This is a genomic window from Paenibacillus sp. ALE3 (assembly GCF_054113405.1).
Genome location: NZ_CM134214.1, coordinates 5,718,692 through 5,744,645, shown reverse-complemented (window position 1 = coordinate 5,744,645; position 25,954 = coordinate 5,718,692). Strand labels below are relative to the sequence as shown.

The following is a 25,954-nucleotide window of genomic DNA, read 5'->3' as shown; positions in this document are numbered from 1 at the left end:
TTTTTTGTCGGCAAGACGATGACTCATGAGACATTTTCCTTTCCCTTTTTATTCCGGGTCTTTCTCAGCCACGACACGATTAGCAACAAGATAGGAAAAAATACGGCAAATATCGGAAACACCCATTTCAGCACTAACTCGCCTGTTTGAAGGTGATCTTGATAGCCCAGTGCCATCAATACACAAGAGACTAACATAATCAGCCCAAATGGCAGGATCAGTTTATGGTAGGATATTCTCAATACATCTTCTGCGGCTTTAACCGCGGCATAATAGAAGATGAAAATTTTAAAAAAATCAAAAATAATAACGCTCATAACTCCGATGACATCGACTCTGTCGATAAAATCAGATATTTCGACCTTGCTGATCATCGAGAGTAGCGGGTAGGTCGCCCGTTTGAACACATCCTCTCCAAGTGCCAGCACATTGGACAGTGTAACCATAGACAGGAGCAGCCCTCCGAACAATATAGCAGATACCCCTACCCCGTTGGCACGATAGTTCTTTTTTAATGTGGGGAGAATCATCGCAAACGTAACCATCTCGCCGTACGGTAGCATCACGGCTTGCGAATAAACAACTTGCCATATCGGCTGCCAGCCATGCTCGGCTATGGGCAATATATTACCCATATCTACAATGCCTGCCAACAAAATTAATATATTGGTAGCCAAGCCCAGCAGCAGTAGCAAAATCAACATGATGATGGCCGTCCGGCCTGCAACCTCGATTCCCAAATACATCACATACATGACAAGTCCAATCATTAAGGCACAAATGACTGTCAACGGCGTATGCTGAAGTGTCCGGTCGGCAATCAGGATTCCCGTGTCCCGAAGATCCCGTGCCCCGCCGTAAAGAAAAAACACGATATACAAAAATGCAAGCGTACTCCCTGCTTTCTTGCCCAAAAGGGTTCTGCAGTACTGTGTCATGAGCAAGTTGGGAAAGCGTCGGTGAAGGCTGCCATAGCATACAAAAAGCATTGCTCCCAGAACCGTGGAAATGAGGATGGCGATCCATGCATCCTTGCCCGCATTCCTTCCAGGAATAGACATCATGGATGTGCCCATCTCAAACAACACCATAAGAGAGATCATCTCTTTTGCACCTATCTGTACCTTTTTTTTCATAGCCTTCCCTCCTCGTTCTATTTTTCACTAGTCTGGTTCCCCCTTGGAATATGGGTTAGTACGCGACTGAGTGTGTTTCAGTATAGAAGTCACTTGAATACGAACGGTACTTTCCGCAAAATAACGACTCCAATCGGGAGAGAGCTTCTTCCATTGTTGGGGATGGCTCCTCTCCAGCGCGAGGCCAAAGCCTATTACATCGCTGCGGGTACGCTGAATGTCCCTGACTGTTGAAGCGATCACTTTTTTCGTCTCCTCTGACCATTGCTCCTGCAGTCTTTTCATCGCCTCCGGACTTTGTAAGTTAATCGAGCACTCGGCCTCCTGTATTGCCCCGGTCTGTTTTAGGTTAATCACAAAAATAGGCTCTCCTTGCTCCATCCGAGTGTGTATATTGGTTGCAGAAAACAAGGTTTCGATGCCAATGGTTTCCTTATTCTTCCCGCAGCTCAGTGTTGTTTGGGCACTTTTCACCTTGTTGTTGATCATAGACAGTCCAATGGCCCGGTCATCGTCCAACCAGCGGACAAGCCGATCCTTTTTGAACACCCCCATTCCGTTAATATGAACAATGGCTTTCGGTACAATATTGTCCACATTGCTCTTGCTTGGGGCCTGCTCCAAATTCCCATTGATCCCTATGCCCGTCAGCACAGGCCCGCCACCCTTATGAGACAGGCTGCGAATGACATCGTCGATAGTCACCGCGTAATTCCCGGCATACAAACGCTCCGATGTTTCCAGCTTTCCTGAAATATCATTCGCGGGAATACGGCCGATCGCGGTCATGATTGCCAGTACATCCTTCCCAGTATTACCACGTACCACCAGCATTTTCACCGGCAGTCGGATTTCTGTAGACCTTTCCAAAAAATCCATCGTATCGCCGATTCCAGCCCGTGCCAGCTTTTCACCAATAACGACCAGTTTGATATGCGCCATAGAAATGACCCGCGGAACCCTTTGCGAAGCCTTGCGGATCGCTTGAAACAGACTTCTGCCCTTTTCCCGATACAAAACGACAGGGGTATCTCCTCTCGCTTTGGCTCCAGCGATTTCATCTGCCACGATCACTTGCAGGGAGACCTCATATTCTGACTCCCCCACCATATCAATTCCTATCCCCGCTACTACTGCTCTCTGGTTTAACTCCACAGAATCCCAGCAACCGGATAACAATGGAGCGAACAGTAACAGGACTAAACACAGTCTCCCTATTCTTCCCTTAAAAGTTACTGCACTTTGTTCATTCCTCTTCCCCTGATACACCCTGATTGCCCCCCTCCTGCATCGGCGTGGTTTTATCAGAAGAGGAAGTCCCGCTTCCATCCTTCATTCGTTTCTGATTCTTAGACGTAATGCTTTTAGGACGTTTCTTCATCATCCAAAATGGAAGTCGCAATACGGCATCCTTTTGGCTCTCTAGCACAAAAGGACTGAAAGGCGCCATGTAGGGCACCCCGAAGGAACTCAGACTGTTCATATGAGCAATCAGCGCAATCAGCCCCAATGTAACGCCGTATAGCCCCATGAACGCAGACAGTATCATGAAAATAAATCGGCACAATCTCCCAGCCACCGCCATGTTGTAGGCTGGGATTGCAAAACTGGCTATCCCCGTCAGGGCTACTACAATCGTAAGCAGCGGGGTAACAATTCCGGCTTCCACCGCCGCTTGACCCAATACAAGTGCTCCTATAACGGATACCGTTTGTCCACCCGCACGCGGCATTCGAATACCCGCCTCACGCAAAATCTCAAAGGTGACCTCCAGAATTAACGCCTCTAGAAATGCCGGAAAAGGAACGGATTCCCGCTGAGCCAATATGCTGATCAGCAGTGGAGTCGGTATCATTTCATAATGATATGTTGTTAAGGCAATGTAGAGAGAAGGCCCCAGAATAAGAATAATGAAGCTGATATATCTAATGAGGCGGACCACCGTCGCCATATCGTAACGCTCTTCATAATCCGAAGAATTCTGAAAAAATTGGGCAAATATTGTGGGCATCACCAATACAAACGGATTTCCGTCTATAATGAGCGCCACTCGGCCCTCCATAATATTGCTGCTGATGGTGTCGGGTCTTTCCGTGTTAAAGATCGTCGGAAATGGAGTGAAATGATTTTCCTGTATCATCTCCTCAACCATGCCAGACTCAAAAATTGCGTCAATATTGATGCTTTCTACCCGTTTACGAACCTCATCTACGACGCGTGGATTTGCAATATTCTTCATGTACAGCATGGCCACATTTGTGAGGGACGTGCTTCCCACTTGGAACATCTCCAGTGTAAGATCGGAGCTTTTAATCCGTCGCCGAACCAGAGAAATATTCGTGAACAGGGATTCCACAAAACCATCTTTTGGTCCTCTGACGACTGTCTGGGTGGTTGGCTCACTGACCGCGCGTGTCTCTCCTCCACGCGTACCGCATGCAATCGCTTTTTCACAGCCTTCTAATAGGATGATCGTGTCCCCCATTAGTAGTTGTTTCATCATGGAACTCCAATCATCGCAATCCTTCACTTCTCCCAGCGTAAGCGCGTGACTCTGTATTTTTGTGTACAGCACTTCTGCGCTCTCGACCTCAGCAGCCACTTCAGCAGATGGGCTGCTAAGCATGGATTTCATGATGAGTTCATTCACCGTATCCGTCTTGGCCATACTATCCAGAAACACAATAGCGGCGGGAACATCCTCTCTAATCCCCACTTTAAAGCGGCGAATCAGAAAGTCCGGGCTATCTGACGTCAATTCCTTAATTTGCTGCAGATTAGTTTCCAAGCAAGTCTCTATTTTTAAAAAGCGCGGAGAATTTCCATTCTTCTTATCCACACCCGATTTTCTATTATGTTTGCGATAGGGATAGCGAATCATGAGCAAACCTCATCTCCAAAATGGTAGCAGTACACTACCTATTTCCTAATTATTGTATCTTTGGAGTATGCTCAATCTATTCCCAGTTATGCACCAAGCACAGGATCGAAACATTATAAGTCAACCTAACGTAATAAATTTTAATAAATTTTTCTTTTTTAAGCCTAATGTCAGTTCTTTTTGATAAAATGAAGGAATATGCCTCTCGGGAGGGTTATCATCTTGTTCAGTACGTTTTTTGTAAACACCTGTATCCTAGTCACCTTTTTGTACATAACCGGTCTTATTTCGCAGAGATATAAAATCCGTCTACACACCTTAACGCGAAAGGTGCACTGGATTGGAGGCGCTCTTTTTGGGTGCTACGGCATTGTCATCATGTACTACTCTATTCCAGTAGGATTTAATACCATTGCTGATCTTCGTCATCTGGCTATCGTAGCTACCGCAACTTATATCGGCGGCCCGGCTGCGCTCATGGCAACGCTTTTTATATGTCTAGGCAGACTTTTGCTGTTTGGTATCAACAATCAAGCTATCGTAGGCGCCGTTTTTATGCTGCTTGCCGGTCTGGGGTGTACTGTACTGTCACATTTGTCCTGGTCACGTTTACCCAAGCTGATGATTATGAATGTTTTTGCTTTGGGCATTATATTCTGTCCTCTTATGATTAATTTGAAAAATCTCGATGATGTTCTGCACGTGTATCCGCTCCAATTCTTCATTTCGATGGTCGGCGGATGTCTTCTGTACCTCATTGCTGAATCTATCAATACCTCCAATGAGCTATTACTCCGTCTGGAGCGTACCTCCTATACGGACCATCTCACCAATTTAAGCAACAGAAGGCAGCTTGAATTTTCATTGGAAGAGGAGCTTCCCCAAGCCCGTCAACGGCATGAGCACTTATCTGTACTGGTGTTGGATATTGACCACTTCAAGGAAGTAAACGATACCTACGGACATGCTGCAGGCGATGCCGTGCTGCGTCAGCTTGGACAGATTTTAATGGAAAAGTGCCGTGCTAATGATGTAGTCACCCGCAGCGGGGGAGAAGAATTCACCGTACTCTTGCCGAATTGTGCTTTTCGGCAAGCACTACGCATAGCTAATCAGATTCTTAGCGGAGTAAATCAGTATGAGTTTGTTTTAGCGGACGGGCTTATTCTTAAAGTCACGGTGTCCATCGGCGTGACCACCTTTCCTGGTACCGGGGAAGATATGTCCGGGGCAGCCCTGCTGGAACAGGCAGACAAAGCACTATACGAAGCTAAAAAAGCAGGACGTAACCGGGTTTGCTCATATGAAATATAATTTGAGGCATAACCCTTACACGGAAATAGCCGATACAACCCTCTCTTGAGGATCGTATCGGCTATTATCCTTTTAAATGAAAAGATGTTACTCCCTTTGGGAAGATGACTTGGCATCCTTATCTTCAGTATGATTGCAATTCCCTACCACAAGCGATGTACGCTTGGCGAGCGAAGCAAGCGTATGAGATTCCCATACCTCCAGCATACGACGTTCACTCTCAGCTAAAATCTCAGATACGGCTATCGCCAACTCCCCGCAAAAAGGGTTCGTCTCCGGTTCATGCATCATACCCGGGAATATGGGATCACATATTTCAATGGCGTGGTATATATCAGCAAGTGTAATATGATCCGCCGAACGGGTAAGCACATAGCCTCCCTCACGCCCTTCACGTGCTGCAATCAAATTGGCCTGCACAAGCCGCGTTAGCACTCTGCGCACCAAAGTAACCTCGCAATCAATCGAGCGGGCAATAGAACCGCTGGCACAAAGCTCCCCGTGTTTTTCCAAATAGACAAGCGCCTTTAACGCAATTCCAAGCCATTTGGGCGTTGCGGTGCGTAGTCTTTTTTCACTATTCAAATGAGATGACACCCCTAAGCTGTAGAAACTTCGATGAATGCATTGTACGTGATGTCAGATGTAAGTTCAAGCCTGAAAGCCGGAACCCTCTGGATCCCTAGCGCCCAAAGTAAAATGACCCAGTCGCACTTCCCCACTGAGCGACAGATATACATCACGGATGCCGGAGGCTGATCGTACCTTTTCCGAGAGTGTCACCCATGCTTGTGCCCCTCCTGTATTGCCCACGTTGATGCGCGCCACAGCAGGGCTGTCCGGCGCATCCAAATGCAACTCGATTGCTGCATCACTGCTGTTGCCTGACACGCGGCACTGGAGCTCGACCACACTCACCGTATTCATGTCTACGCCATGAAAAGCGATCCAACCAGAACGTTGCGGTGAATGGGGACGTACACAGGCCTCCTTTTGCTCCTTGCTTTCATCCAGCAGGATGTCGAAGCAATCATCAAAATTTTCAGCTCGAATCCTAGGTCCAGCTTGTCGTGGTGGAATAACTTCACCCCGAACGTACACAGGATGCTCCAATCGAATATCTGCTGAGGAGGCGCCTGCCAGCAGGGTATATTCACCTGATTCCACGCAATAGTCATCCCGTGTTACATCCCAAATCGCCCAATCTTTCACTCGAACCTTAAAAGTAATTGTTCGCGTCTCACCTGGCTCCAAGCGAATGCGTTGAAATCCACACAACGTCTTCAATGGTCGCTTTACACGCGAGGCTTCAGAGCGTACATACAGTTGTACAACCTCTTCGCCAGCAGCTTCCCCCCGATTCGTCACATCTACCCACACCTGGATAGTATCTGCGGCGTCAAGTGTAGCCATAGATTTAACGTTATCCTTATGGGCGTCTGTATGCAGATCACTATATTCAAATGGCGAATACGTTAGCCCGTGTCCAAATGGATATAACGGTTCACCTTCAAAATATTGATAGGTACGACCGCCACGAATAATATCATAATCCCTGATATCACCCAATTGATCCTCGTTCTGAACCCAGGTCATGTTCAGACGCCCTGCGGGTGCGTAATCTCCAAACAATACATCCGCTATGGCTGTACCATGCTCTTGTCCCGCATGAGATGTGTATACGATCGCTGGAATATGCTCTTGAAGCCAAGGAATCGCAAATGGATAACTGCCCGTCAGAACCACAATCGTATTCGGATTGACACGATATACTTCCTCGATAAGTCGTTGCTGGGAAGCAGCCAGTTCCAAGCCTGGGCGATCATTCTCTTCCTTTCCGTTAATAAGCGGGTGATTTCCAACGAATACAATCGCTGTATCTGCCGCTTGCGCAGCGGCTATCGCTTCCGCTAAGCCATCCGATACCGTCTCTATACGGAAAGTCGTATGGTTGAAGTCTGAGGCGTTAGGTGCAGGACTTGCGGATTCCATCACCTTTAATAAGCCCTCCGTTCCTGCGATCACCGGCTTACCGTTCCATGTGGTCCACAGATGCTCTCCTTGTTCCACAGGAGTCAGTCCAAAGACCTCTTTAACATACCAGCCATACGCTTCATCAGCTGTCACGCGAAGCGTCTCCTCGTCGCTCGTCACATAGGTACCCAGATGTTCATCATGCAGCGTCACGCTACCATAGCCCCAATCTGTTATGGTCAATACCGTTGGCTCTCCATTCTGGGACAGGCGCATATCGCCTGAAGAATTAACTGTGAGCTTCGCGCCATCAGTCGCCGCCGTCAAGGTCACACGATCTTTGGCATCGGAGTACACGACACGTTCTTCCGCGCTCCCGCTTCCCAGCTTGGCACGAATCGCCTCCAGCGGGGTAATCCGGTAAGGCAGCGTACCGGAATACCAGTCGCGAAACACCTCATTGCCATGCGAACCAATGACCGCTACTTTGCCGCACTGGGCAGGGTTTAATGGCAGAAGTTCTTGCTCATTTTTGAGCAGTACGATCTGCTCCCTCGACGCACGCAACGACAATTCACGGGCTTGCTCTGTCATTAAAGCCTCCTCACCGATGGAGGTATAGGGATTGTCTGCCGCCGGATCAAATTCCCCCAAACGAAAACGAACACGGAACGTATGGAACAATGCCCGATCCAAGTCTTCTTCTTGTAGCAATCCTTGCTCCAAAGCTTCTCGAATTGCCTGCTTGGAGAGCTCCGCATCATCCGTAATGCTGTCAATTCCTGCGCGAATAGATTCAGCCACGCCCGGCGTATGGGAATCGTAATATTGATGGTCGTTTACAATCCCCATAACATCACCCGCATCACTTACGACAAAGCCGTCCATTCCCCATTCGCCTCTGACAATATCGTTAACACCATGGTACAACGTGGCAGGCGTTCCGTTAATCAAGTTGTAGGAAGTCATCATCGACTGGGCTCCGCCTTCCGTAAAAGGCTTCTCGAAAGCTCTTAGATAATATTCCCGCAGGTTTCGGGGGTCTATGCTGGAGGAGCCGACTCCCCGGTCCACTTCATTATTGTTACCGAGAAAATGTTTCAGTGTCGCAACCGCTTTCAAATATACCGGATGATCACCCTGTATCCCCTTGACTAACTCCTTCGACAATTCTCCCGTCAAATACGGGTCTTCGCCGTAGGCTTCCTCGTTACGTCCCCATCTTGGGTCACGCTCCATATCCACTGTAGGTGCCCACAGGGTCAGACCGTTCAATTTTGGGTCACGACGATAGTAGACACGCGCCTCATCTGCAATAACAGAGCCGATCTGCCGCATTAACTCCGTATCCCAAGTACAGGCCAATCCCACAGGCTGAGGAAATGAAGTTGCCTCCCCCAACCAGGCGATTCCGTGTGCCGCTTCCGTACCGTGCTTGTAAGCTGCAACTCCCAAACGGTCAATGGCCGGCTGGTATTGCAGCATAGATTCGATCTTTTCCTCTAAGGTTAGTCGCGACACGAGATCCCGTACACGCTCGTCCAGGTGAATTTTCGGATCTTGAAATAAATATTCGATACCCGTTGTTTCATGACTCAAATCCGTCATCTCCTTAGCTTCATTAAGATGATAAAAAGTCCTTTCACGAAAGCGCTTTAATATATCATAGCGGAAAAGGAGTACACCGGCAACAATACCGAAATCATCCTAAATTGGATGAAAGTCAGACTGCGGCATACGAGAAAAAAAGTTACATTTTCCCTTTCATATATAAAGCTAAAAATGATATTTTTTGGTATAATCAGGATATATCATTGAAGGAGGAAGCGCTGATGAAAAATACCGGAATGACACGGCCTCTGGACCAGTTGGGGCGAATCGTACTCCCAAAGGAAATGCGTACCACAATGGATATCAATATCGGTGATTCGCTTGAATTCTTCGTAGATGAAGAAGGATTTGTATTAAGGAAATACACGGGTGTCTCCTGCAAATTTTGCGGCGCAGTGGATCATTTAACTTATTTTCGGGACAGCTTTATTTGCGCTGATTGCATTCAGTTATTAAAGAACGATGAACATGTACATGCCACAAGCAATGATGCCATCCAGGCTCAAGAACGCACCAAACCGATCCAAGCCAACACAACCTGGCAGCCCAAGCAATCCAGAGTACAGCAAGGTGAAATGGTAAAAAAGCTCCGCAAGCTGATTCAGGAACATCCGAACCTGCCACAAAAAGTGTATGCAGAAATGCTCGATATTTCCCAAGGCCGTGTGTCCCAACTGAAAAAGCTGCTCTAAACCTTCTAAAAGTTTATTTCCCAATATCATATACGATGTACTTGCAAACCTACTTATTTCGTTGCAACTGCGGTGGCCAGGTATAGAGTAAGGCGCATATCTGTGGATGTGTCTCTTATTCTATACCTGGCCTTTTTGTGCTTCCTGCTCCCATCAATGTGACAATAGTCACATACTCTCCATGTCTACGTATATACAATATATAGATCGAAACAATTGGTTATCACTAGATATCATCAATATGTTGTTTTTGTGAAAAATATATATTTTTTACTATATGGAGGGTTTTACGATGAAGGTGCTGGAGGAACATCAATTATACGACATCGGCGAGCGAGTCATTGGGGCACAAGATCTGGACATGCTGCGGGAGAATGCAAATTTAAATGGAGAATCGTTCAGTGGCAAAATGAGCAAGCTTGGCTCGGAATATGCCAAATGGTATGCGCGCTTGCGTGTACTTCCGCCTGAATTGACAGACGCCATTGACCACGGGTATGTATATGTTCACGATTTGGACCAATATGCGCTCGGAACTACAAATTGTATCTTTATCCCATTTGGTCGTTTGCTACAAGACGGTTTCAATACAGGCAATGGCTCTGTACGCACACCGCAAACAATTATGTCTGCGATGGCACTGGTCGCCATCATATTTCAGTCTCAACAAAATAGCCAATTTGGTGGTGTCTCTGCCAATAAAATAGATTGGGACCTTGCTCCATACGTTGCTCGTTCCTTCCGCAAGCATCTGCGCAAAGGACTCCGGCTGTTCGAGGAAGAGCTAGACTCCCGTTGGTCTGACGAAGAACTGCATCTAGCCAATACCCACTTGCAAGAAATCTGTCCTCGTTCATACTCATTCGCACGCGAAGAGACGGAGACAGAAACCCGGCAGGCCGCTGAATCGCTCATTCATAACCTGAACACGATGAGCAGTCGGGCAGGGGGGCAAATTCCGTTCACTTCACTGAATTACGGGATGTGTACGTCTGCTGAAGGTCGACTTGTTTCGCAATCACTGCTGGAAGCCACAATTCGCGGACTCGGCAGCGGGGAAACTCCTATTTTTCCACAACATATTTTCCAATGTAAAAAAGGAGTCAACCAGGCAGAGGGCGATATCAACTATGACTTGTTCTTAAAGGCGGTAGAGTGCTCCAGCAAGCGGATGTATCCTAATTTTGTGAATGTGGATGCTACCTTCAACCTGCCCTATTACCGCGCAGATGACCCCGATACCATCATTGCCACGATGGGCTGCCGTACCCGCACCATTTCTGACCGTTTCGGCAGAAACCGCCAGAGCGGCAAGGGTAATCTCTCATTTAATACCATTAATCTGGTACGGCTCGGGATTGAATACGGTATTTGCACAGGCAAGCGTCTGACACCTGACCGTGATCGCTTTGACGCGAGATTGGAAGAGGTTATGCGAATTGCAGTAGACGGTCTAATCCATCGCTATCATATCCAGACCAGCCAGCCAGCCAAAGCCTCGGACTTTATGATGCGCGAAGGGGTATGGGAAGGCGGAGAAAAACTGGAACCTGATGAGAAGGTAGGAAGCCTCCTAAAGCACGGTACACTTTCGATTGGTTTTATCGGGCTGGCTGAGTGCATGAAAGCATTATATGGAAAACACCACGGGGAAGATGATGCTGTATACCGTGAAGCACAGCGAATCATCACTTCCATGCGCATGTATTGTGATCGAATGAGTGAGCACTACAATCTAAATATTACACTGTTCGCGACGCCTGCCGAAGGTCTGTCGGGCAAGTTCACATTGCTGGATCAACGTGACTTCGGAGTTATTCCTGAAGTAAATGACCGGGAATATTACACGAATTCCTTTCATATTCCGGTGTATTACAAGCTTCCCGCTGCACGTAAAATCAGCTTGGAGGCTCCGTTCCATAATCTATGTAATGCGGGTGCAATTTCATACATTGAGCTGGACGGTAATGCACGGAATAACCCGGATGCATTTCTTAAAATTGTTCAGTACGCACTTCAACAGAACATCGGCTACTTTTCCATCAACCATCCGGTAGATCGTTGTACGGAATGCGGCTATGAAGGAATTATCGGGACAAGCTGTCCTCAATGCGGCACAGATGAGGAGCACACGCACTTTCAGCGTTTACGTCGGGTAACCGGATATCTGACAGGAGATTATACCGTTCGTTTTAATGCTGCCAAGCAAGCCGAAGTTCGCGACCGGGTGAAGCATAAGTGAATTTGTGCGGCTATATTCCGGAATCTCTGAATGAAGGATACGGCCTGCGCACCGTCGTATTCATTAGCGGTTGCCGCCATGCCTGTCCCGGCTGTTTTAATCCAGCTTCGTGGAACTTCCGCGCAGGGGAGCCATTCACGCCTGAGCGTCAACAGGAGGTTATCCGTGATATCATGGATAACCCGCTGTTGGACGGACTGACTCTCTGCGGGGGAGACCCTTTTTTCTCAGCAGCAGAATGCTCGCAATTTGTACGTGACTTCCGCGCGGCTTGTCCCGACCGAACCGTATGGGCCTATACAGGCTTTGTTTACGAGGATCTGCTCATGGATCCGGAACGACAGGAGCTAGCTCTTTTGTGTGACGTGATTGTAGATGGCCGTTTTGTTGAACAGCAAAAAGATCTGACCCTCCCCTTTCGGGGCAGCCGTAATCAGCGCCTGGTAGATGTCAAAGCCAGTACTCGAGCAGGTTACACCGTTTCATTGACTTAAAGGCGATGTTCTACTTAGCAAGATGCTATACAAAAGACAAGTCCCCCACGATGGGTTGGGATTGTCTTTTTTGCATATAACTAACAGATTCCACTCCAGTTTCTATTACTGTTTCTATTGCACATCCTGTGAGTTTCACTTATGATGGTGAACAAGTATACGAGTGCATAATTATTCGTCATACCTTAATCGCATAGCCTGGAAATAGGTGTCTGTTCTATTCAGATCAGACTTAAAAGGGAAGCCGGTGCAAATCCGGGACGGTCCCGCCACTGTAAACGGGGAATGTTCAGCTACTCATACACCCACTGGTCCAAAGACCGGGAAGGGATGCTGAACGTCATGATCCGCAAGTCAGGAGACCTGCCTATTTTAACAACATCGCAGTACCTACGGAAGATAGGGAGGTGTTAAGAGCAGTCGCCGTATTTTTGAATTTTAATCGCGGAGGCATTCTTTCCCCTACTCATTTTTAGCCTTGGGGACAGAATGCCTTTTTTGGTACGTAAAAATAAACTGGCTACCAGTTAGGAGGAAACCTACATGTCCATTAACGAACGATCTGCATTGTCGGGTTTGATTAGCAGTAATCTGGGTTATCCGCGTATTGGTGGGAACCGGGAATGGAAGAAAGCACTGGAGCGCTTCTGGCAGGGTAGTATTGACGAAAGCGAACTGCATAGTGAGATGAAAAGATTGCGTCTGGAGCATCTGAGCAAGCAACGTGACAAAGGGATTGATCGCATTCCTGTCGGAGACTTCTCCTATTACGATCACGTGCTGGATACATCCGTGATGTTTGGTCTCGTCCCCGAACGCTTCAACTATCGTTTTACAGGTCCAGTTCCTCTATCTGTGTATTTCGGGATCGCACGTGGGCAGAAGGGAGCTACTGCCAGTGAAATGACCAAATGGATGAATACCAATTACCACTACATCGTTCCCGAATTGGCGAACGCGGCTCCGGTGCTCACTGAAAACAAACCATTACTAGCTTATCGTGAAGCAAAGCAGGAGCTAGGCATTGAAGGTAAACCGGTTCTCATCGGTCCCTATTCATTTGTTGTTTTATCCAAAGGCTATGATCGTAAGGATCTCGCTTCTATTATACGAACCTTCCAGCCTTTATACGCCCGAGTCTTGTCAGAGCTAGCAGCAGAAGGCGTTCAATGGGTCCAAATCGATGAACCTGTCCTGACCACCTCATTCCCGGCAGAGGATCTGGAGATTATTCAGGAGGTCTATGAAGCTTTGACCCAAGCTGCACCCTCGTTGAACATCATGCTGCAAACCTACTTTGGCAGCCTGGACCATTATGAGCGTCTGACTGAACTTCCGGTACAGGGACTGGGTCTTGATTTTGTATACGATGATGGCGAAAATCTTCAGCATATATGCCAGCATGGCTTCCCTAAAGGGAAAACGCTGGGTGCTGGTGTCATTGACGGACGCAATATCTGGCGCAGCGACCTGAATGCCGTGGCTGCACTGTTGGACCAGTTAGCAGAACAGACCACTGCCGCACAGCTTATCGTACAGCCATCGTGCAGTCTGCTGCATGTGCCGGTCAGTCTGGACGCAGAGCATAAGCTGGACCAAGAACTGGTGCATGCACTAGCCTTTGCCGATGAAAAGCTGGATGAAATCGCAGGCTTGACGGCTGCACTTGGCAAGCACGATCCATCCGCACTTGCCAAGCTTGAGCAAAGTTCGGATGCGGTAGCCCGCTTCAACCGCTCCGCGGCAAGGGTACAGACAGCTGCCGATTTGGCCGACCTGCTGGCAAAAGAGCCACTGTCACGCAGCGTTCCTTTCGCCGAGCGCCGGGTGATTCAGCAAAATAGGCTGAAGTTGCCCCCACTACCTACGACGACCATCGGCAGCTTCCCGCAAACTGCTGAGGTCCGCAAGGCCCGTCTGCACTATCGCAAAGGAGAATGGTCTGCCGAGCAATATCGGACATTCATCCAACAGCAGATCAAGGAATGGATTGATATCCAAGAGGACATTGGCATAGATGTGCTTGTACATGGGGAATTTGAACGGACCGACATGGTTGAATTTTTTGGCGAAAAGCTGAAAGGCTTTGCTTTTACACAAAACGGGTGGGTGCAGTCCTACGGCTCCCGCTGTGTTAAACCGCCGATCATTTACGGAGATGTGTCGTTCGATCAACCTATGACCGTGGAAGAGACGGCATTTGCTCAGTCGTTAACCTCCAAGCCAGTTAAAGGGATGCTTACAGGCCCTGTGACCATTTTGAACTGGTCCTTTGAACGTAATGATATTCCACGCAGGCAAGTAGCTTTGCAGTTAGCTCTGGCATTACGGGCAGAGGTAGAGGCACTCGAACAAGCGGGTATTAGCATGATTCAGGTGGATGAACCCGCAATTCGTGAAGGGCTTCCGTTGAAAAAAGAACAACAGCAGGCCTATCTGGATTGGGCTGTTCAAGCCTTCCTTGTGACCACGGCCACCGCTCAGCCTGCGACCCAAATCCATACACACATGTGCTATTCCGAATTCCAGGATATGATCCAGTCCATTTCAGACATGGATGCCGACGTGATTTCTATTGAAACCTCTCGTAGCCACGGAGAACTGATTGTTAGCTTTGAGGATCAGGTTTACGACAAAGGCATCGGTCTGGGTGTATACGATATCCACAGTCCGCGCATTCCTGATGTATCAGAAATGCTAAGCATGATTCAGCGTACCTTGCGCGTACTGCCATCAGATTTGTTCTGGGTTAATCCAGACTGTGGGCTGAAAACCCGTACCAAGGAAGAATCTGTTGCCGCATTGCGGCAAATGGTACAGGCGGCTCAAGCAGCCCGTGCCGTGCTGTCTGTATCCAACTAATATTTTTACCGTATCCAATCGCGTCATCATGTCCACCATATCCTATTCCCTTTCGGTCTTTCTATTAGAGACCGGAAGGGGGTTTTATTTATTCCAAGTCATATAATGTATATGCACCTTGAATATGCTCGATTTTTATCTGCTTCAGATGTACACCTAAGCCATGCTCTCGATCCCAGGAGCAACTAAAATTCAAATATAGTTCATCCTTTTCCGATGAGTCGGAAATCAGTATAGATATAAGCTGCATTCGATCCAGCAATTGCTCTGGTCGCTCCACATAAGGCGCATATTCATTAGGGTCCTCTCCCCATGAGCTGTATGCCTTCCGATACTTTTCCACTATGTCTACATAATAATGGTGTATGGACTCCAACACTTGAGGATGGATCTCTGACGAACATGCCATATACGTCTCCCATGTCTTTTTTTGCAGCTCTGTAGGTTCTTCTATAGTCTGTGCCTGTTCTTCAGAGTCGGCTCCCACGATAAATTCAGCTTCTACCTCCGATGGCTGCCCGCAAAAATCAAGATGTACCACACCACGTAGTACAACCTCCTCCGACACATCCCAAGTCTCATCATCCTGTTCCAATTCCCTATACCAGTGTTTCCAGTCCATCCTTTATCCACCTCTTCATCATAGGTAATCTTTAACTCTATTGAACACTTTACAATCTATCATTTTAATGAATGAAATTAAAGTAACATCCTATGGGTGCACCCAGCCAGAAATCGAGAATTTTCCAAATGAAACTACTTTATTCTACAAGATTCGCTATTCATGTAAGCCTTCAAGAAAGAAAACCAGCCCATTTTGACCCGAAGATTTTATTATTAAAAATTTAGTACCTTGCATTAATCAGTACATGATGTTAAATTATACCTGACTACTGATTTATAATCAGTACCCGTGACAAATTATGCACAAACACACGTTTCTTCCCCTTATTCCGAACGACACCTATGAATTATGATTACATCAGGAAGGGAGCATCGCTCGTGAATGTGAACATCCAATTCAAAAAAGGGGTACTGGAACTATGCGTTCTAGTTCTAATTGGACGTAGAGACCGCTATGGCTACGAATTGGCTCAAGCCGTCTCCCGTCATATCGAAGTAGCAGAGGGAGCCCTATATCCACTGCTTCGCCGTCTGGTATCAGAGGGATACTGCACGACGTATTTACAGGAATCGACCGAGGGTCCGCCCCGTAAATATTATCGGCTAACCGATACCGGTAGCCATTATACAAGACTACTTACACGGGAATGGAATGATTTTGTCCATCATGTCGCAAGCCTACTGGAGGAAGGAAATTCCGATGAATAGAAAACAGTTTCTTACAGAGGTGGAACAGCGTCTTTCTCCTCTCCCTGCAGAGGTACGCCATGAGCTGCTTAGTGATTTGAGCCAGCATTTTGACTACGGGTTGGTTAATGGCAAAAGCGAAAGTGAGATTGCCCATGAGCTGGGTAACCCAGAAGATATTGCTCGAGAAGCGTTGGATGTTCCCAATGCAGCCTGGAACGCTTCTCCTCCGCTTCGCCAGGGCAGCTTTGCTCGCAATATTTTTACTTTCCTAGGGCTGTTGTTTCTCAATTTGCTAATCTCCATCCCGATTATGGCTACCCTATGGGCAGTATGGGCTTCATTGGCTGTGGTATCGATCAGCTTCATTGTAGCCCCCCTTCTCGCTGTTACTGATTATGCGCTTAACAGCACCTTTTACCCGGCCAAATTCTTTTTCTCTATTACGTTGACGGGTATAGGTCTATTGCTGCTGCCTAGAGTACGTTATCTCTTACTCCTTATGGTCAAGAGCACAGTACGATACTGGAAATGGAATCAGACTACCCTGAGGGGAGCTTACTAAAAACATGAATAAAAAGTGGTTTATTGCAGCAGGTCTGTGCATTGTCATCGGTGCAGCCGGAATGGTGGCCTACGGTGCTCCATGGAATCAACAAGTAATGAAAGAAACAACAGCTATAAATAAAAGGTGGACATTCACACGTGGTCAGCTACAAAACCTGAAAGTGGACAGTTCTGATGATGTTTCTATTTTGTTCACTCCTGGCTCTGGCGACCAAGGTACGATACGCATCAGCGGAGAAGTTCAGACAAAAGTCGCCGACCAAATTCATAATGCCCGAATTGAGAACGGTAAGCTTACCATTCAATCGGAGCCGGCCCCTTCCTTGTCATTCTTTTCGATCACTCCTGATTTGGATCAAACGATTACCGTAGAGATGCCCTCTGGCGAAACACTAACTGATCTGCAGGTAGATGCACATTCAGGGAATGTAAAACTTCAAGATGCCTCTGTGAAAAATACTTCTATCACCGCTACTTCAGGCACTGCCGAGATTACAAACCTCCAAAGTACCCACCTGATCGCAAATCTAACGTCCGGTAACTTTATAGCCAGTCAGCTTACTGCAGATATGGAGCTAAAGCTTACTTCAGGAGATGTCACCATTCGCGATTATAGCGGTAATGGTCTTCTCTCCCTAACCTCAGGGGAGACAAATATTACACAACGTGCCGTAGCCAACTTGGAAGTGAATGCTGATTCTGGTGACGTGAAGATTAAGCAAGCTCCCGATTTTAAAGGTGTTTATAATGTCCGCTCTGACTCTGGGAGTATCAATACTCCCGAATCTGTTCCCGGTAGTGTGAACGTGATTAAGGTCGAAACCACTTCAGGGGATATTGATATTTCCAAATAGAGACCTCTAAATGAATGCCTCATTAGAGGCGAAGTTTGGTTCAAGGGGTTCAACCTAGTATAATGAAACCATGTGCTCAGATGCACAACCACGTTATATAGTGATAAGGAGGAGACTGGATGGAACTTAAGAACAAAACAGCCATTATTACAGGAGCCAGCAAAGGAATCGGTAAGGCAATTGCCGAAACCTTGGCCAAGGAAGGCGTTAATCTGGGGTTAATCTCACGCACATTGACCGACCTACAAAAGCTGCAGGATTCACTGGGGAGTACATACGGTGTGAAAGTGGTGAGTGCTGTTGCGGATATATCCGATCGCACACAGGCCGCTGCCGCTGTAGCTTCACTGGAGCATGAGCTGGGGGCCGTCGATATTTTGATCAACAATGCAGGCATCGCCACCTTCGGCACAGTCGCAGATATGGACCCCGAAGAGTGGGAACGTATTATTCGCGTAAACCTGATGGGAACCTATTATGTGACACACGCCGCTCTTCCAAGCATGCTGGCGCAACAGAGCGGAAATATTATTAACATTTCCTCCACAGCAGGAGAACGAGGTTTTGCAACAGGCTCTGCATATTGCGCATCCAAATTTGCTTTGATGGGATTCACGGAAGCACTGATGCAGGAAGTTCGCAAATCCAACATTCGGGTTACCGCGCTGACACCAAGCACGGTCAATACAGAATTGGCTGTAAATGCGGGATTGCCTATTGGTGACGAGGACCGCATGCTTCAGCCGCAGGATTTGGCCGATCTCACGTTAGCTGCATTGAAGCTGCCGCCACGGGTTCAATTAAAAGTAGCCGGCATTTGGACAACCAACCCACAGTAATTCGACATGACATCTTAGATTCATTGGCTGCACCAAGCTCCGGCAGACGTAATTGTTCGTCATGCCGGAGCTTTTTTTAGGATAGCTATACCAAAACAAACTTTAATATAAGCGCTTTGTACTTCCAGCATACATAACATACAATTCCTGCAACCATAAGCGCATTCCAAGAAAGGGGAAAAATGATGAAGAACACAGGAATGACACGACCACTAGACCATTTGGGACGTATTGTGCTACCCAAAGAACTGCGCACTTCTATGAATATTAATATTGGAGATGCCCTCGATTTTTTTATTACACCAGAGGGACTGATGATTCGCAAATATACGGGGGTTTCTTGTTATTTTTGTGGCGCCGTTGATCATTTAAGCTATTTCAGAGATCATCTGATCTGCAAGAGTTGTATTGAAAACCTGAAGAGCGATAATCCCTCCAGTCATTTGAGTGAAGCACGTCCTGTCCAGCCGAAGAAAAGAAGAAGCTACAGGAATCAGAATGAGCTCCTGAATAAACTAAAGCAACTCATGGAGGAATACCCTAATGTCTCTCAAAAAGAATTAGCCGAAATGCTGGAGTTGTCTCAAGGTCGCGTGTCACAGCTTAAAAAGCTGCTCCTTTGAATCTGTCTGTCCACCTCGTTTGTTAAAAACAAATAAAAAAAGAGCCTAACGGCTCTTGGATCATTCATCATTACGCAATGTCAGACTGCTCCATAATCGGGACTCGATAGGCAAGCAGGGACTCGTCTATTACGGCAGAAATAAACGTTGCTTCTATTTCAGGCACCAGTCTAAGCGCATAGTTCCATGCGTTTTCCTCAATTTGCAGCGCAAGCCGTTGCCGGGTCCCGATCCTGTTCTCTTGCTCCATCGCATCGGAGAGGCCCTCTAATTCAGTATCGGCGGCGTGCCCGATCTCATGCGCAAGCACAACCGTAAAATATTCCTCAACTCGATCTGCGCTGCCGAACATCTGTAAACATTGTGTTTCGATAACATCCGTATACATGGTAATGGCGTGAGCATGCATGGCATATTTGCCCCCAATCAGCCGTCCACCAGGAAAACGTTTCTCCAGCTTAACTGTTACGCCTATAGCAGCTCGTTCCAAAAGCTCAGCGACAATGCGCTCTGCCTGATCTCTCTCCAACTTAGCTTCGCTCCTCAAACCAAGATATATAAAGTTATATTTACGATATAACTTATGAAATTATGAATGTACTCATACAATACACAGTACGATATTATACCTTTTTACAAAGGAGAATACCATGCCGGAAGATTATTATTTAGGCTGGGCAACGCTTGCCCTTATTAATGCTGGCTTGGCACAGTCCAAAAATCGGAGCAGGCTTAACTGGTTTATGCTCTCACTGCTCATAGGGCCGATCGCGACCCTATTGATCGTTGTATGGGATAAACCGGAGTCCTGATCCAGCAATCAGTCTCCCGTTAGATTATCCAGAATGAAAAGGACAGCCTTGCGGCTTCTGCGGCAGCGGTACATCTGTTGTTGGTTTAGCCTGTCTCGTCATATAGGGTTTTTCCTGAACTCCGAAATTCGGCTTCACAAGCCGATTATCATAAGAACTATGAAAAATATGCGTGGTTGCTGGGGATAATGGTGGGATCAGCCACGTCCAATTACCTGTCAGCGCGCGACCAGCCTTGGCTTCCCGTTCCTCAAACAACTTGAATTGTGCCGCTGCGGTATGATGGTCGACAATGCTAACCCCCGCTTTTTTAAAAGAATGCAGCACAGCAATGTTCAACTCGACCAGCGCCCGATCACGCCAAAGCGTTGTTTCACTCGTCGTATCCAGCTCCATCAGTTTGGCCACCTGTGGCAACATATTATAACGGAAGGTATCCGCAAAATTACGGGCACCGATTTCTGTCCCCATATACCAGCCGTTAAACGGAGCTGCTGTATAGATGATACCGCCAATCTCCAGTGTCATATCTGAAATCATAGGCACAGCATACCAGCGCAACCCCAGAGAGGCTATATACGAGAGTTCCGGATGCTCAATGGGCACCTCCATCACCAAATGTTCAGGAATATCAAAGAGCTTGGGAGGTTGGCCTCCCGCTTCCACAACTAGCGGCAATATATCAAAAGCAGTCATTGCTCCTTGCCACCCCAAATCCCTACAAGCATTCGTAAAATCCACCGAGATCGGGTCCCCGATGACCCCTTGATCCGTTTCATATCCAGCATAACGAATGAGTTGATGGTTCCAAATACGAATATTCGGCTGGCCCGGCTGGGAGGCGCGGAACACAGTAAGCGTAGGCTTAATTTTACCGCCATTCGTCCCTATGCGGATATGCTCCAATAGCTCGTGTACTACTTGCGTCGCATCTGACGCTCCACGTGCATCCCTGACCAAAAGCTTGTCCCAAAACAAGCGACCGATACAACGATTGCTATTCCGCCAAGCCATAAGCGCCCCGTGTTCCAGCTCTTCGTAAGTATGATCGTACGTTCCAATAGTCTCTATGTCGTGACGAATATCAAGAAGCCGGGCTTCCGCATCATCGCGGCTTCGGCCCAGCTCCTCATAACATGTATATATAAACTGCTCCGCTTCATGCAAAAGCTGTTGTTTCACTTCCACAACCTACACCCCATCCCGGTAGCTCACTTCCTTATGAGCCTATGGTCTTCCATGCCTATTCGTCATTATACTCCAGCGGCAGGCTGGAACCAACGGAATGTATAGCTTGTTCACCTGATCTCCATATCCGTGGAAATCACTCCCGGAAATTTATCCTAAATATGCGGTAAGCATCCAGATATGTTTATCCATTTCTTCTCTCAAGCCATTCAGAAGATCCTCTGTTGCTTTGTCCTGTGCCGCTTCTGCTGCTTCCATACCATTAGCCAATTCAACAGTAATCGTTTTAAAATCAGCTACAACAGCCTTCACCATATCTTCAGCTGTCTGCTCGCCTGCGGACTCCTGAATAGCTGACAGTTGCAAATGCTCCTTCAAGGTCGCAGCAGGACGACCGCCAATAGCCAACAAACGTTCAGCAATCGTATCCAGATTAGCTGTTGCTTCATTATAAAGCTCCTCGAATTTAGCATGCAGTGTGAAGAATTTAGGTCCTTTTACATACCAGTGAAAATAATGCAGTTTTGTGTACAGTACAGACCAGGTAGCCACGTGACGGTTTAAAGCTTTGTGCAGCTCTTGAATAGCCTCTTGTGTAGGTGCGTTCGTATGATTTAATGTACTCATGTGTAAAATCCCCTCTCGTTATTATCATTAATATAGTTGGAGTGATACTCGCTAGCAGTAGTGTCTGATTTTCTTCTAAATCCCATGCGTGAAACTAAAAAATATTCAGCAATTAATTTAGACTTAATCTAAATCCTGTTTTAATTATAACACTATCTATGTGTTTTGCAAGGCCTTATTATGGTTAAATCATGAAGATTACGTGAATTGATGGACAGGCAAACGCTTCATACAAATCGCAACCCACCTCATTAACTAAACACAGCAAAAAAGAGCCGCCCCGTAAAGGGTCGACTCTTTTTTTATTCTTGCATTTCCGAAGGGCTTACAATCAAGGGTACAACTTTGCCTGCGTTTACATCAATCAAGCCGTGATCGGTAATTTTCAAAGCTGGGCTGACTGGCAAAGAATGAGTACTTAAAGACATGATTGGATTGTAATGGCGATAGCCTAGCGACAGTAATGCTGAACGCAGTTCCTTTACGTGGGCAGCAACCATTTCTAGCGGTCCTTCTGTTAAAATTCCGCCCACTGTTAACGGTAAATGGGACAGCACCTTGCCATTTTCAACTACGCAAAAGCCCCCTTGGCTGGATAGAACCGTATTCGCAGCCAAAATCATATCTTGCTTGTTATGCCCCACGACCAACAAGTTATGGTTATCGTGCGAATAGGTGGTTGCCACGGCCCCGCGTTTAATCGTATCTCCCCCGATCAAACCGTAAGCACGTTTGCCGTTCTTGCCATACCGCTCAAACGTAGCAATGAGTCCATGTTCACCATGTTCCCATACCAGTTCACCCTGCTCTACTTGGGCAGGTGCAATTCGTTCGCTTGTAAAAGTTGATCCATCCTTGACCATCATAATACGGCATTGATGTGTGCCATCAGCTACATCCAACTTCACAGTAAAATCCTGCTCTGTGAGTGGATTGAGCTTTACACTTTGATAAAAGTGGGCAGGGAACTGGCACTTTACCTGTGCCTGATGGTACTCCTCAAATTTATCAAATACCTTATGACCGTCCTTATAGACTTGCTCCACATCAAACTGCTCCAGATCCGATAGTAGCACAAAGTCAGCTATTTTCCCTGGCGCAATGGTTCCGCGATCATGCATGCGCATCCGGGCAGCAGGAGTAAACGTAGCTGCATAAATCGCATCCTCAGGCTTCATGCCCATTCCGATCGCTTTACTTACAATATGGTTCAGATGTCCCCGCTCTACGAAAGAATCCGGCATTACATCATCCGTTACGAAGCAAAAATGTTGTGCCACGTCCTCCTGAATGAGATAGTCCATCACCTCAGGGGTCATGGATTTTTCCTGGATCTCAATAAACATCCCGGCTGCCATTCTTGCCTTCATACCTTCAATGCTTTGGTGGGTATGGTCTGAGCCTATTCCTGCATAGATCAACTGATGCAAATCCAGATCAAGCAACTGCGGCGTATGGCCTTCAATGATCAGCTCTGGGTAGTGCTCACGAACATGGCGTAAGATGCGGTTCGTCTTGCTCTCCGGATCACGAATGACATCTACATAATTCATAATTTCACCCAGGCAGATCATCTCACTCGTTTGCAACAAAGTATCAATCTCAGGGATGTCAATCTCGCCCCCTGAGGTTTCCAATGGTGTCGCTGGGACAGAGCTAGGAATCCCGTAAAACATATCAGCCACGCAATCTTTGCTGGCCTCCATCATTTCCTGAATACCTTCCAATCCGAAAACATTCGCCATTTCGTGCGGTTCCGGTACAATCGTCGTGACCCCATTGCGAATGAGTCCATAGGAAAAGGTTGCTGGTGTCACCATTGTACTTTCGATATGCAAATGGATATCGATCAGGCCGGGAATCATATATTTCCCGTGCCCCTCCACAATTTCAGCAGCCTCGAAAGATTCCAGACCACGCTGACCGATATACATAAACTTGCCGTCAAGTATAGCAACATTGCCTACCTCGAACGTCTTGTAGTAACTGTTATACACCTTAACTTGTAAAATCATTTTGTCTGCACGCATGATGTATCTCCTTCATCGAACCCGCTGATTATTGGACCAGCACCATTTTGTCTGCCGGAAAATGCAGGGTAACCCGTTGACCACTCAAGTAAGGCGTGTCCATTTCCTGATTAGCCGTAAAGTTTCCCTTCGCTGTCTCTACCACATACTGATAGCTACGCCCTAGGTAAGTACTTACCTTAATGACACCGGGAAGCTCATTTTCTCCTGTCTCGTTGCCTTCTGTTCGAATGACCAAATCATCCGGGCGAATAGCGCCTTGGCGAGCCCCTGGCTGGATTGTGCCCTGATTACGCACTACGCTAAACGAAAGGTCGCCTGTATTCAGTCGAATACGTTCTCCTTCTTCAGTGCGCTCGTCAAAGCTTAGAAAATTATTAAACCCAATAAAGCGGGCAACAAATTCGGTCGTCGGATATTTAAAAATGGTCGATGGAGCGTCTAATTGCTCGATGTTCCCCTTATTCATAATCGCAACCTGGTCAGAAATCGAAAAACATTCCTCCTGATCGTGCGATACATACACGGTGGTGATGCCTAGCTCCTGTTGAATACGGCGGATTTCTACGCGCATATTTACACGCAGGTTAGCATCCAGGTTACTCAGAGGTTCATCAAACAGCAGCAGATCAGGTTCAATTACAAGCGCTCGCGCAATCGCGACACGTTGACGCTGCCCGCCTGATAATTCGCCAGGGAAACGTTTTTCGAATCCCCCCAAGCTAACCGTATCCAGCATAGTCATAACGCGTCGTTTCACATCATCTTCTTTTACTTTACGTAACCGCAAACCAAAGGCAACATTATCAAAAACCGACAAGTGCGGGAAAAGCGCATAACTTTGGAATACAAAACCGAAGTTCCGTTTATTCACTGGAACCCGGGTATAATCCTTATCACCAAACAAAAATGTTCCTTGTTTAGCTTCGAGAAATCCTGCAATAAGACGAAGTGTAGTCGTTTTGCCACAACCACTCGGTCCGAGCAACGAAAGCAATTGCCCTCGTTCGAGCTGCAAATCGAAATCCTGCAAGATCAGTTGGTTGTCATAAGCGACCGAAACGCGATCCAGAGTAAGCAGTGCCATAAGGTTGAAGCCTCCATTACCTTTTAGTGAAGTAAGACAATCCCATCAGTCGTTCAATCAAGAACATCAGGATACCCGTTAAAATCATCAGCATAACCGAAATCGCTGCAATCGTCGGATCAAAATAATTTTCGACGTAAGTCAGCATTTGAATAGGCAGGGTGCTGAAGCCCGGTCCTGTCATGAAGACGGAAATGTCGACATTGTTGAATGATTCCAGAAAGGCAATCAGGATAGCCGCAATAATGCCTGAGCGGATGTTGGGTAGAACCACCTTGAAAAAGGTTTCCAGCCGTCCAGCTCCCAAACTAAGCGCTGCTTCCTCAATCGCAAAATCAAAGTTAGACAAGCTGGATGCAATGACTCTAATAATGAACGGCAGCATAATCACCGTATGTCCGATCAAAAGTCCAGCGTATACCGGTAAATGGTACACAATGATCAGATAACGCAGCAGTGTAAATCCAAGCACAATACCCGGTATAAGCAACGGGGAAAGGAACAAGGCATTCAGTGCATCCTTCCCGCGAAACGAAAACCGACTAAGCGCATAAGCGGCTGGCATACCGATTAACAACGCCAGGATATTGCCTAGCAGAGAGACAACAATCGACGTTTTGAACGTGGACATAAACAAATCCACTTCAAAAATATTTTCATACCAGCGCAAGGAAAAGCCCTGCGGAGGAAATTTTAATACCGTGCCCGGCTCGAAAGAAGTGACCGATATGATCAACAGCGGACCGAGCAGAAAGATGAAGACCAGCAGGCTAAAGAAGCCTAGTCCGTAATGTTTCTCCCGCATATCCA

Annotated in this window: 23 protein-coding genes and 1 riboswitch; of the genes, 11 read left to right on the top strand and 12 right to left on the bottom strand. The window is 47.0% G+C overall.

The genetic code is table 11. From position 1 onward, the window contains the following. Window positions 1-23: 23 nt before the first annotated feature. Genes ACXHJ2_RS25830 through ACXHJ2_RS25820 form a run of 3 tightly spaced genes read right to left on the bottom strand, consistent with a single transcriptional unit; the run spans window position 24 to window position 4,017 of the window. Window positions 24-1,136 carry a GerAB/ArcD/ProY family transporter gene (locus ACXHJ2_RS25830; protein ID WP_165079801.1) on the bottom strand — a complete coding sequence of 371 codons (1,113 nt, stop codon included), beginning with the start codon at window positions 1,134-1,136 and terminating at the stop codon, window positions 24-26. Window positions 1,137-1,163: 27 nt separating this feature from the next. Continuing rightward, window positions 1,164-2,405 carry a Ger(x)C family spore germination protein gene (locus ACXHJ2_RS25825; RefSeq protein ID WP_165079802.1) on the bottom strand — a complete coding sequence of 414 codons (1,242 nt, stop codon included), beginning with the start codon at window positions 2,403-2,405 and terminating at the stop codon, window positions 1,164-1,166. Further along, on the bottom strand, window positions 2,383-4,017 hold the full coding sequence (locus ACXHJ2_RS25820; RefSeq protein ID WP_165079803.1) for a spore germination protein: 1,635 nt from the start codon (window positions 4,015-4,017) through the stop codon (window positions 2,383-2,385). The genes ACXHJ2_RS25825 and ACXHJ2_RS25820 overlap by 23 nt, the downstream gene beginning before the upstream one ends. Before the next feature lie 222 nt (window positions 4,018-4,239). On the opposite strand from ACXHJ2_RS25820, the gene ACXHJ2_RS25815 reads away from it, so the two are divergent. Then, entirely contained in the window at window positions 4,240-5,331 is a 1,092-nt protein-coding gene (locus ACXHJ2_RS25815) for a diguanylate cyclase (RefSeq protein ID WP_165079804.1), read from the top strand. Window positions 5,332-5,418: 87 nt separating this feature from the next. Here ACXHJ2_RS25815 and ACXHJ2_RS25810 read toward each other — a convergent pair whose 3' ends face one another. Both ACXHJ2_RS25810 and ACXHJ2_RS25805 read right to left on the bottom strand, forming a co-directional pair. Then, window positions 5,419-5,916 carry an Rrf2 family transcriptional regulator gene (locus tag ACXHJ2_RS25810; protein WP_165079805.1) on the bottom strand — a complete coding sequence of 166 codons (498 nt, stop codon included), beginning with the start codon at window positions 5,914-5,916 and terminating at the stop codon, window positions 5,419-5,421. 66 nt (window positions 5,917-5,982) lie between these two features. After that, window positions 5,983-8,904 carry a glycoside hydrolase family 3 protein gene (locus ACXHJ2_RS25805; protein ID WP_165079806.1) on the bottom strand — a complete coding sequence of 974 codons (2,922 nt, stop codon included), beginning with the start codon at window positions 8,902-8,904 and terminating at the stop codon, window positions 5,983-5,985. Window positions 8,905-9,137: 233 nt separating this feature from the next. On the opposite strand from ACXHJ2_RS25805, the gene ACXHJ2_RS25800 reads away from it, so the two are divergent. The 4 genes from ACXHJ2_RS25800 (at window position 9,138) to metE (ending at window position 15,206) form a co-directional block, all read left to right on the top strand. Then, entirely contained in the window at window positions 9,138-9,608 is a 471-nt protein-coding gene (locus ACXHJ2_RS25800) for an AbrB/MazE/SpoVT family DNA-binding domain-containing protein (RefSeq protein ID WP_013373551.1), read from the top strand. 292 nt (window positions 9,609-9,900) lie between these two features. Further along, window positions 9,901-11,850 (top strand): anaerobic ribonucleoside triphosphate reductase, encoded by a 1,950-nt coding sequence (locus ACXHJ2_RS25795; RefSeq protein WP_165079807.1) that lies wholly within the window; start codon window positions 9,901-9,903, stop codon window positions 11,848-11,850. Beyond that, on the top strand, window positions 11,847-12,344 hold the full coding sequence (nrdG, locus tag ACXHJ2_RS25790) for an anaerobic ribonucleoside-triphosphate reductase activating protein (RefSeq protein WP_090737846.1): 498 nt from the start codon (window positions 11,847-11,849) through the stop codon (window positions 12,342-12,344). The genes ACXHJ2_RS25795 and nrdG overlap by 4 nt, the downstream gene beginning before the upstream one ends. Window positions 12,345-12,533: 189 nt before the next feature. Beyond that, window positions 12,534-12,729, top strand: a riboswitch (cobalamin riboswitch). A gap of 158 nt (window positions 12,730-12,887) precedes the next feature. Beyond that, a complete protein-coding gene (metE, locus tag ACXHJ2_RS25785) occupies window positions 12,888-15,206 on the top strand; it encodes a 5-methyltetrahydropteroyltriglutamate--homocysteine S-methyltransferase (RefSeq protein WP_165079808.1) in 2,319 nt (772 codons plus the stop codon). Window positions 15,207-15,294: 88 nt separating this feature from the next. Here metE and ACXHJ2_RS25780 read toward each other — a convergent pair whose 3' ends face one another. Then, complete coding sequence (locus ACXHJ2_RS25780; RefSeq protein ID WP_165079809.1) at window positions 15,295-15,828, bottom strand: DUF6985 domain-containing protein; 534 nt, start codon at window positions 15,826-15,828, stop codon at window positions 15,295-15,297. Between the two features lie 380 nt (window positions 15,829-16,208). Here ACXHJ2_RS25780 and ACXHJ2_RS25775 point away from each other — a divergent pair, with 380 nt between their 5' ends. The 5 genes from ACXHJ2_RS25775 (at window position 16,209) to ACXHJ2_RS25755 (ending at window position 19,400) form a co-directional block, all read left to right on the top strand. Beyond that, window positions 16,209-16,538 (top strand): PadR family transcriptional regulator, encoded by a 330-nt coding sequence (locus ACXHJ2_RS25775; RefSeq protein WP_013373556.1) that lies wholly within the window; start codon window positions 16,209-16,211, stop codon window positions 16,536-16,538. Further along, window positions 16,531-17,082 (top strand): DUF1700 domain-containing protein, encoded by a 552-nt coding sequence (locus tag ACXHJ2_RS25770; RefSeq protein ID WP_165079810.1) that lies wholly within the window; start codon window positions 16,531-16,533, stop codon window positions 17,080-17,082. Before ACXHJ2_RS25775 ends, ACXHJ2_RS25770 begins: the two co-directional genes overlap by 8 nt. Before the next feature lie 4 nt (window positions 17,083-17,086). Further along, window positions 17,087-17,938, top strand: a complete 852-nt coding sequence (locus ACXHJ2_RS25765; RefSeq protein ID WP_165079811.1) for a DUF4097 family beta strand repeat-containing protein — start codon at window positions 17,087-17,089, stop codon at window positions 17,936-17,938. A gap of 119 nt (window positions 17,939-18,057) precedes the next feature. Beyond that, window positions 18,058-18,777 carry a 3-ketoacyl-ACP reductase gene (locus ACXHJ2_RS25760; RefSeq protein WP_013373559.1) on the top strand — a complete coding sequence of 240 codons (720 nt, stop codon included), beginning with the start codon at window positions 18,058-18,060 and terminating at the stop codon, window positions 18,775-18,777. A 185-nt stretch (window positions 18,778-18,962) separates the two neighbouring features. Further along, window positions 18,963-19,400: an AbrB/MazE/SpoVT family DNA-binding domain-containing protein gene (locus tag ACXHJ2_RS25755; protein WP_013373561.1), complete on the top strand. Its 438-nt coding sequence runs from the start codon at window positions 18,963-18,965 to the stop codon at window positions 19,398-19,400. A 70-nt stretch (window positions 19,401-19,470) separates the two neighbouring features. Here the strand turns inward: ACXHJ2_RS25755 and ACXHJ2_RS25750 are convergent, their stop codons facing one another. Next, window positions 19,471-19,929, bottom strand: a complete 459-nt coding sequence (locus ACXHJ2_RS25750) for a hypothetical protein (protein WP_165079812.1) — start codon at window positions 19,927-19,929, stop codon at window positions 19,471-19,473. Between the two features lie 121 nt (window positions 19,930-20,050). Between ACXHJ2_RS25750 and ACXHJ2_RS25745 the strand changes: the two genes are divergently transcribed. Further along, on the top strand, window positions 20,051-20,212 hold the full coding sequence (locus ACXHJ2_RS25745) for a hypothetical protein (RefSeq protein WP_165079813.1): 162 nt from the start codon (window positions 20,051-20,053) through the stop codon (window positions 20,210-20,212). A 24-nt stretch (window positions 20,213-20,236) separates the two neighbouring features. On the opposite strand, the gene ACXHJ2_RS25740 is transcribed toward ACXHJ2_RS25745, so the two are convergent. The 5 genes from ACXHJ2_RS25740 to ACXHJ2_RS25720 all read right to left on the bottom strand — a co-directional run bounded on the left by ACXHJ2_RS25740 (window position 20,237) and on the right by ACXHJ2_RS25720 (window position 25,949). Next, complete coding sequence (locus tag ACXHJ2_RS25740; protein ID WP_165079814.1) at window positions 20,237-21,400, bottom strand: nitric oxide synthase oxygenase; 1,164 nt, start codon at window positions 21,398-21,400, stop codon at window positions 20,237-20,239. A gap of 150 nt (window positions 21,401-21,550) precedes the next feature. Next, window positions 21,551-22,027: a Dps family protein gene (locus tag ACXHJ2_RS25735; RefSeq protein WP_040102650.1), complete on the bottom strand. Its 477-nt coding sequence runs from the start codon at window positions 22,025-22,027 to the stop codon at window positions 21,551-21,553. 302 nt (window positions 22,028-22,329) lie between these two features. Further along, on the bottom strand, window positions 22,330-24,057 hold the full coding sequence (locus tag ACXHJ2_RS25730) for an adenine deaminase C-terminal domain-containing protein (protein WP_165079815.1): 1,728 nt from the start codon (window positions 24,055-24,057) through the stop codon (window positions 22,330-22,332). Window positions 24,058-24,085: 28 nt separating this feature from the next. Further along, window positions 24,086-25,144 carry an ABC transporter ATP-binding protein gene (locus tag ACXHJ2_RS25725; protein ID WP_165079816.1) on the bottom strand — a complete coding sequence of 353 codons (1,059 nt, stop codon included), beginning with the start codon at window positions 25,142-25,144 and terminating at the stop codon, window positions 24,086-24,088. Window positions 25,145-25,160: 16 nt separating this feature from the next. Continuing rightward, window positions 25,161-25,949 (bottom strand): ABC transporter permease, encoded by a 789-nt coding sequence (locus ACXHJ2_RS25720; RefSeq protein ID WP_013312456.1) that lies wholly within the window; start codon window positions 25,947-25,949, stop codon window positions 25,161-25,163. Between the last annotated feature and the right edge of the window lie 5 nt (window positions 25,950-25,954).

Bases quoted from the DNA above. Each gene is read 5' to 3' on its own strand.
- ACXHJ2_RS25830 (WP_165079801.1), bottom strand. From the start codon at position 1,136: ATGAAAAAAAAGGTACAGATAGGTGCAAAAGAGATGATCTCTCTTATG.
- ACXHJ2_RS25820 (WP_165079803.1), bottom strand. From the start codon at position 4,017: ATGATTCGCTATCCCTATCGCAAACATAATAGAAAATCGGGTGTGGAT.
- ACXHJ2_RS25800 (WP_013373551.1), top strand. From the start codon at position 9,138: ATGAAAAATACCGGAATGACACGGCCTCTGGACCAGTTGGGGCGAATC.
- ACXHJ2_RS25795 (WP_165079807.1), top strand. From the start codon at position 9,901: ATGAAGGTGCTGGAGGAACATCAATTATACGACATCGGCGAGCGAGTC.
- metE (WP_165079808.1), top strand. From the start codon at position 12,888: ATGTCCATTAACGAACGATCTGCATTGTCGGGTTTGATTAGCAGTAAT.
- ACXHJ2_RS25780 (WP_165079809.1), bottom strand. From the start codon at position 15,828: ATGGACTGGAAACACTGGTATAGGGAATTGGAACAGGATGATGAGACT.
- ACXHJ2_RS25770 (WP_165079810.1), top strand. From the start codon at position 16,531: ATGAATAGAAAACAGTTTCTTACAGAGGTGGAACAGCGTCTTTCTCCT.
- ACXHJ2_RS25765 (WP_165079811.1), top strand. From the start codon at position 17,087: ATGAATAAAAAGTGGTTTATTGCAGCAGGTCTGTGCATTGTCATCGGT.
- ACXHJ2_RS25760 (WP_013373559.1), top strand. From the start codon at position 18,058: ATGGAACTTAAGAACAAAACAGCCATTATTACAGGAGCCAGCAAAGGA.
- ACXHJ2_RS25755 (WP_013373561.1), top strand. From the start codon at position 18,963: ATGAAGAACACAGGAATGACACGACCACTAGACCATTTGGGACGTATT.
- ACXHJ2_RS25745 (WP_165079813.1), top strand. From the start codon at position 20,051: ATGCCGGAAGATTATTATTTAGGCTGGGCAACGCTTGCCCTTATTAAT.
- ACXHJ2_RS25735 (WP_040102650.1), bottom strand. From the start codon at position 22,027: ATGAGTACATTAAATCATACGAACGCACCTACACAAGAGGCTATTCAA.
- ACXHJ2_RS25730 (WP_165079815.1), bottom strand. From the start codon at position 24,057: ATGCGTGCAGACAAAATGATTTTACAAGTTAAGGTGTATAACAGTTAC.
- ACXHJ2_RS25725 (WP_165079816.1), bottom strand. From the start codon at position 25,144: ATGGCACTGCTTACTCTGGATCGCGTTTCGGTCGCTTATGACAACCAA.
- ACXHJ2_RS25720 (WP_013312456.1), bottom strand. From the start codon at position 25,949: ATGCGGGAGAAACATTACGGACTAGGCTTCTTTAGCCTGCTGGTCTTC.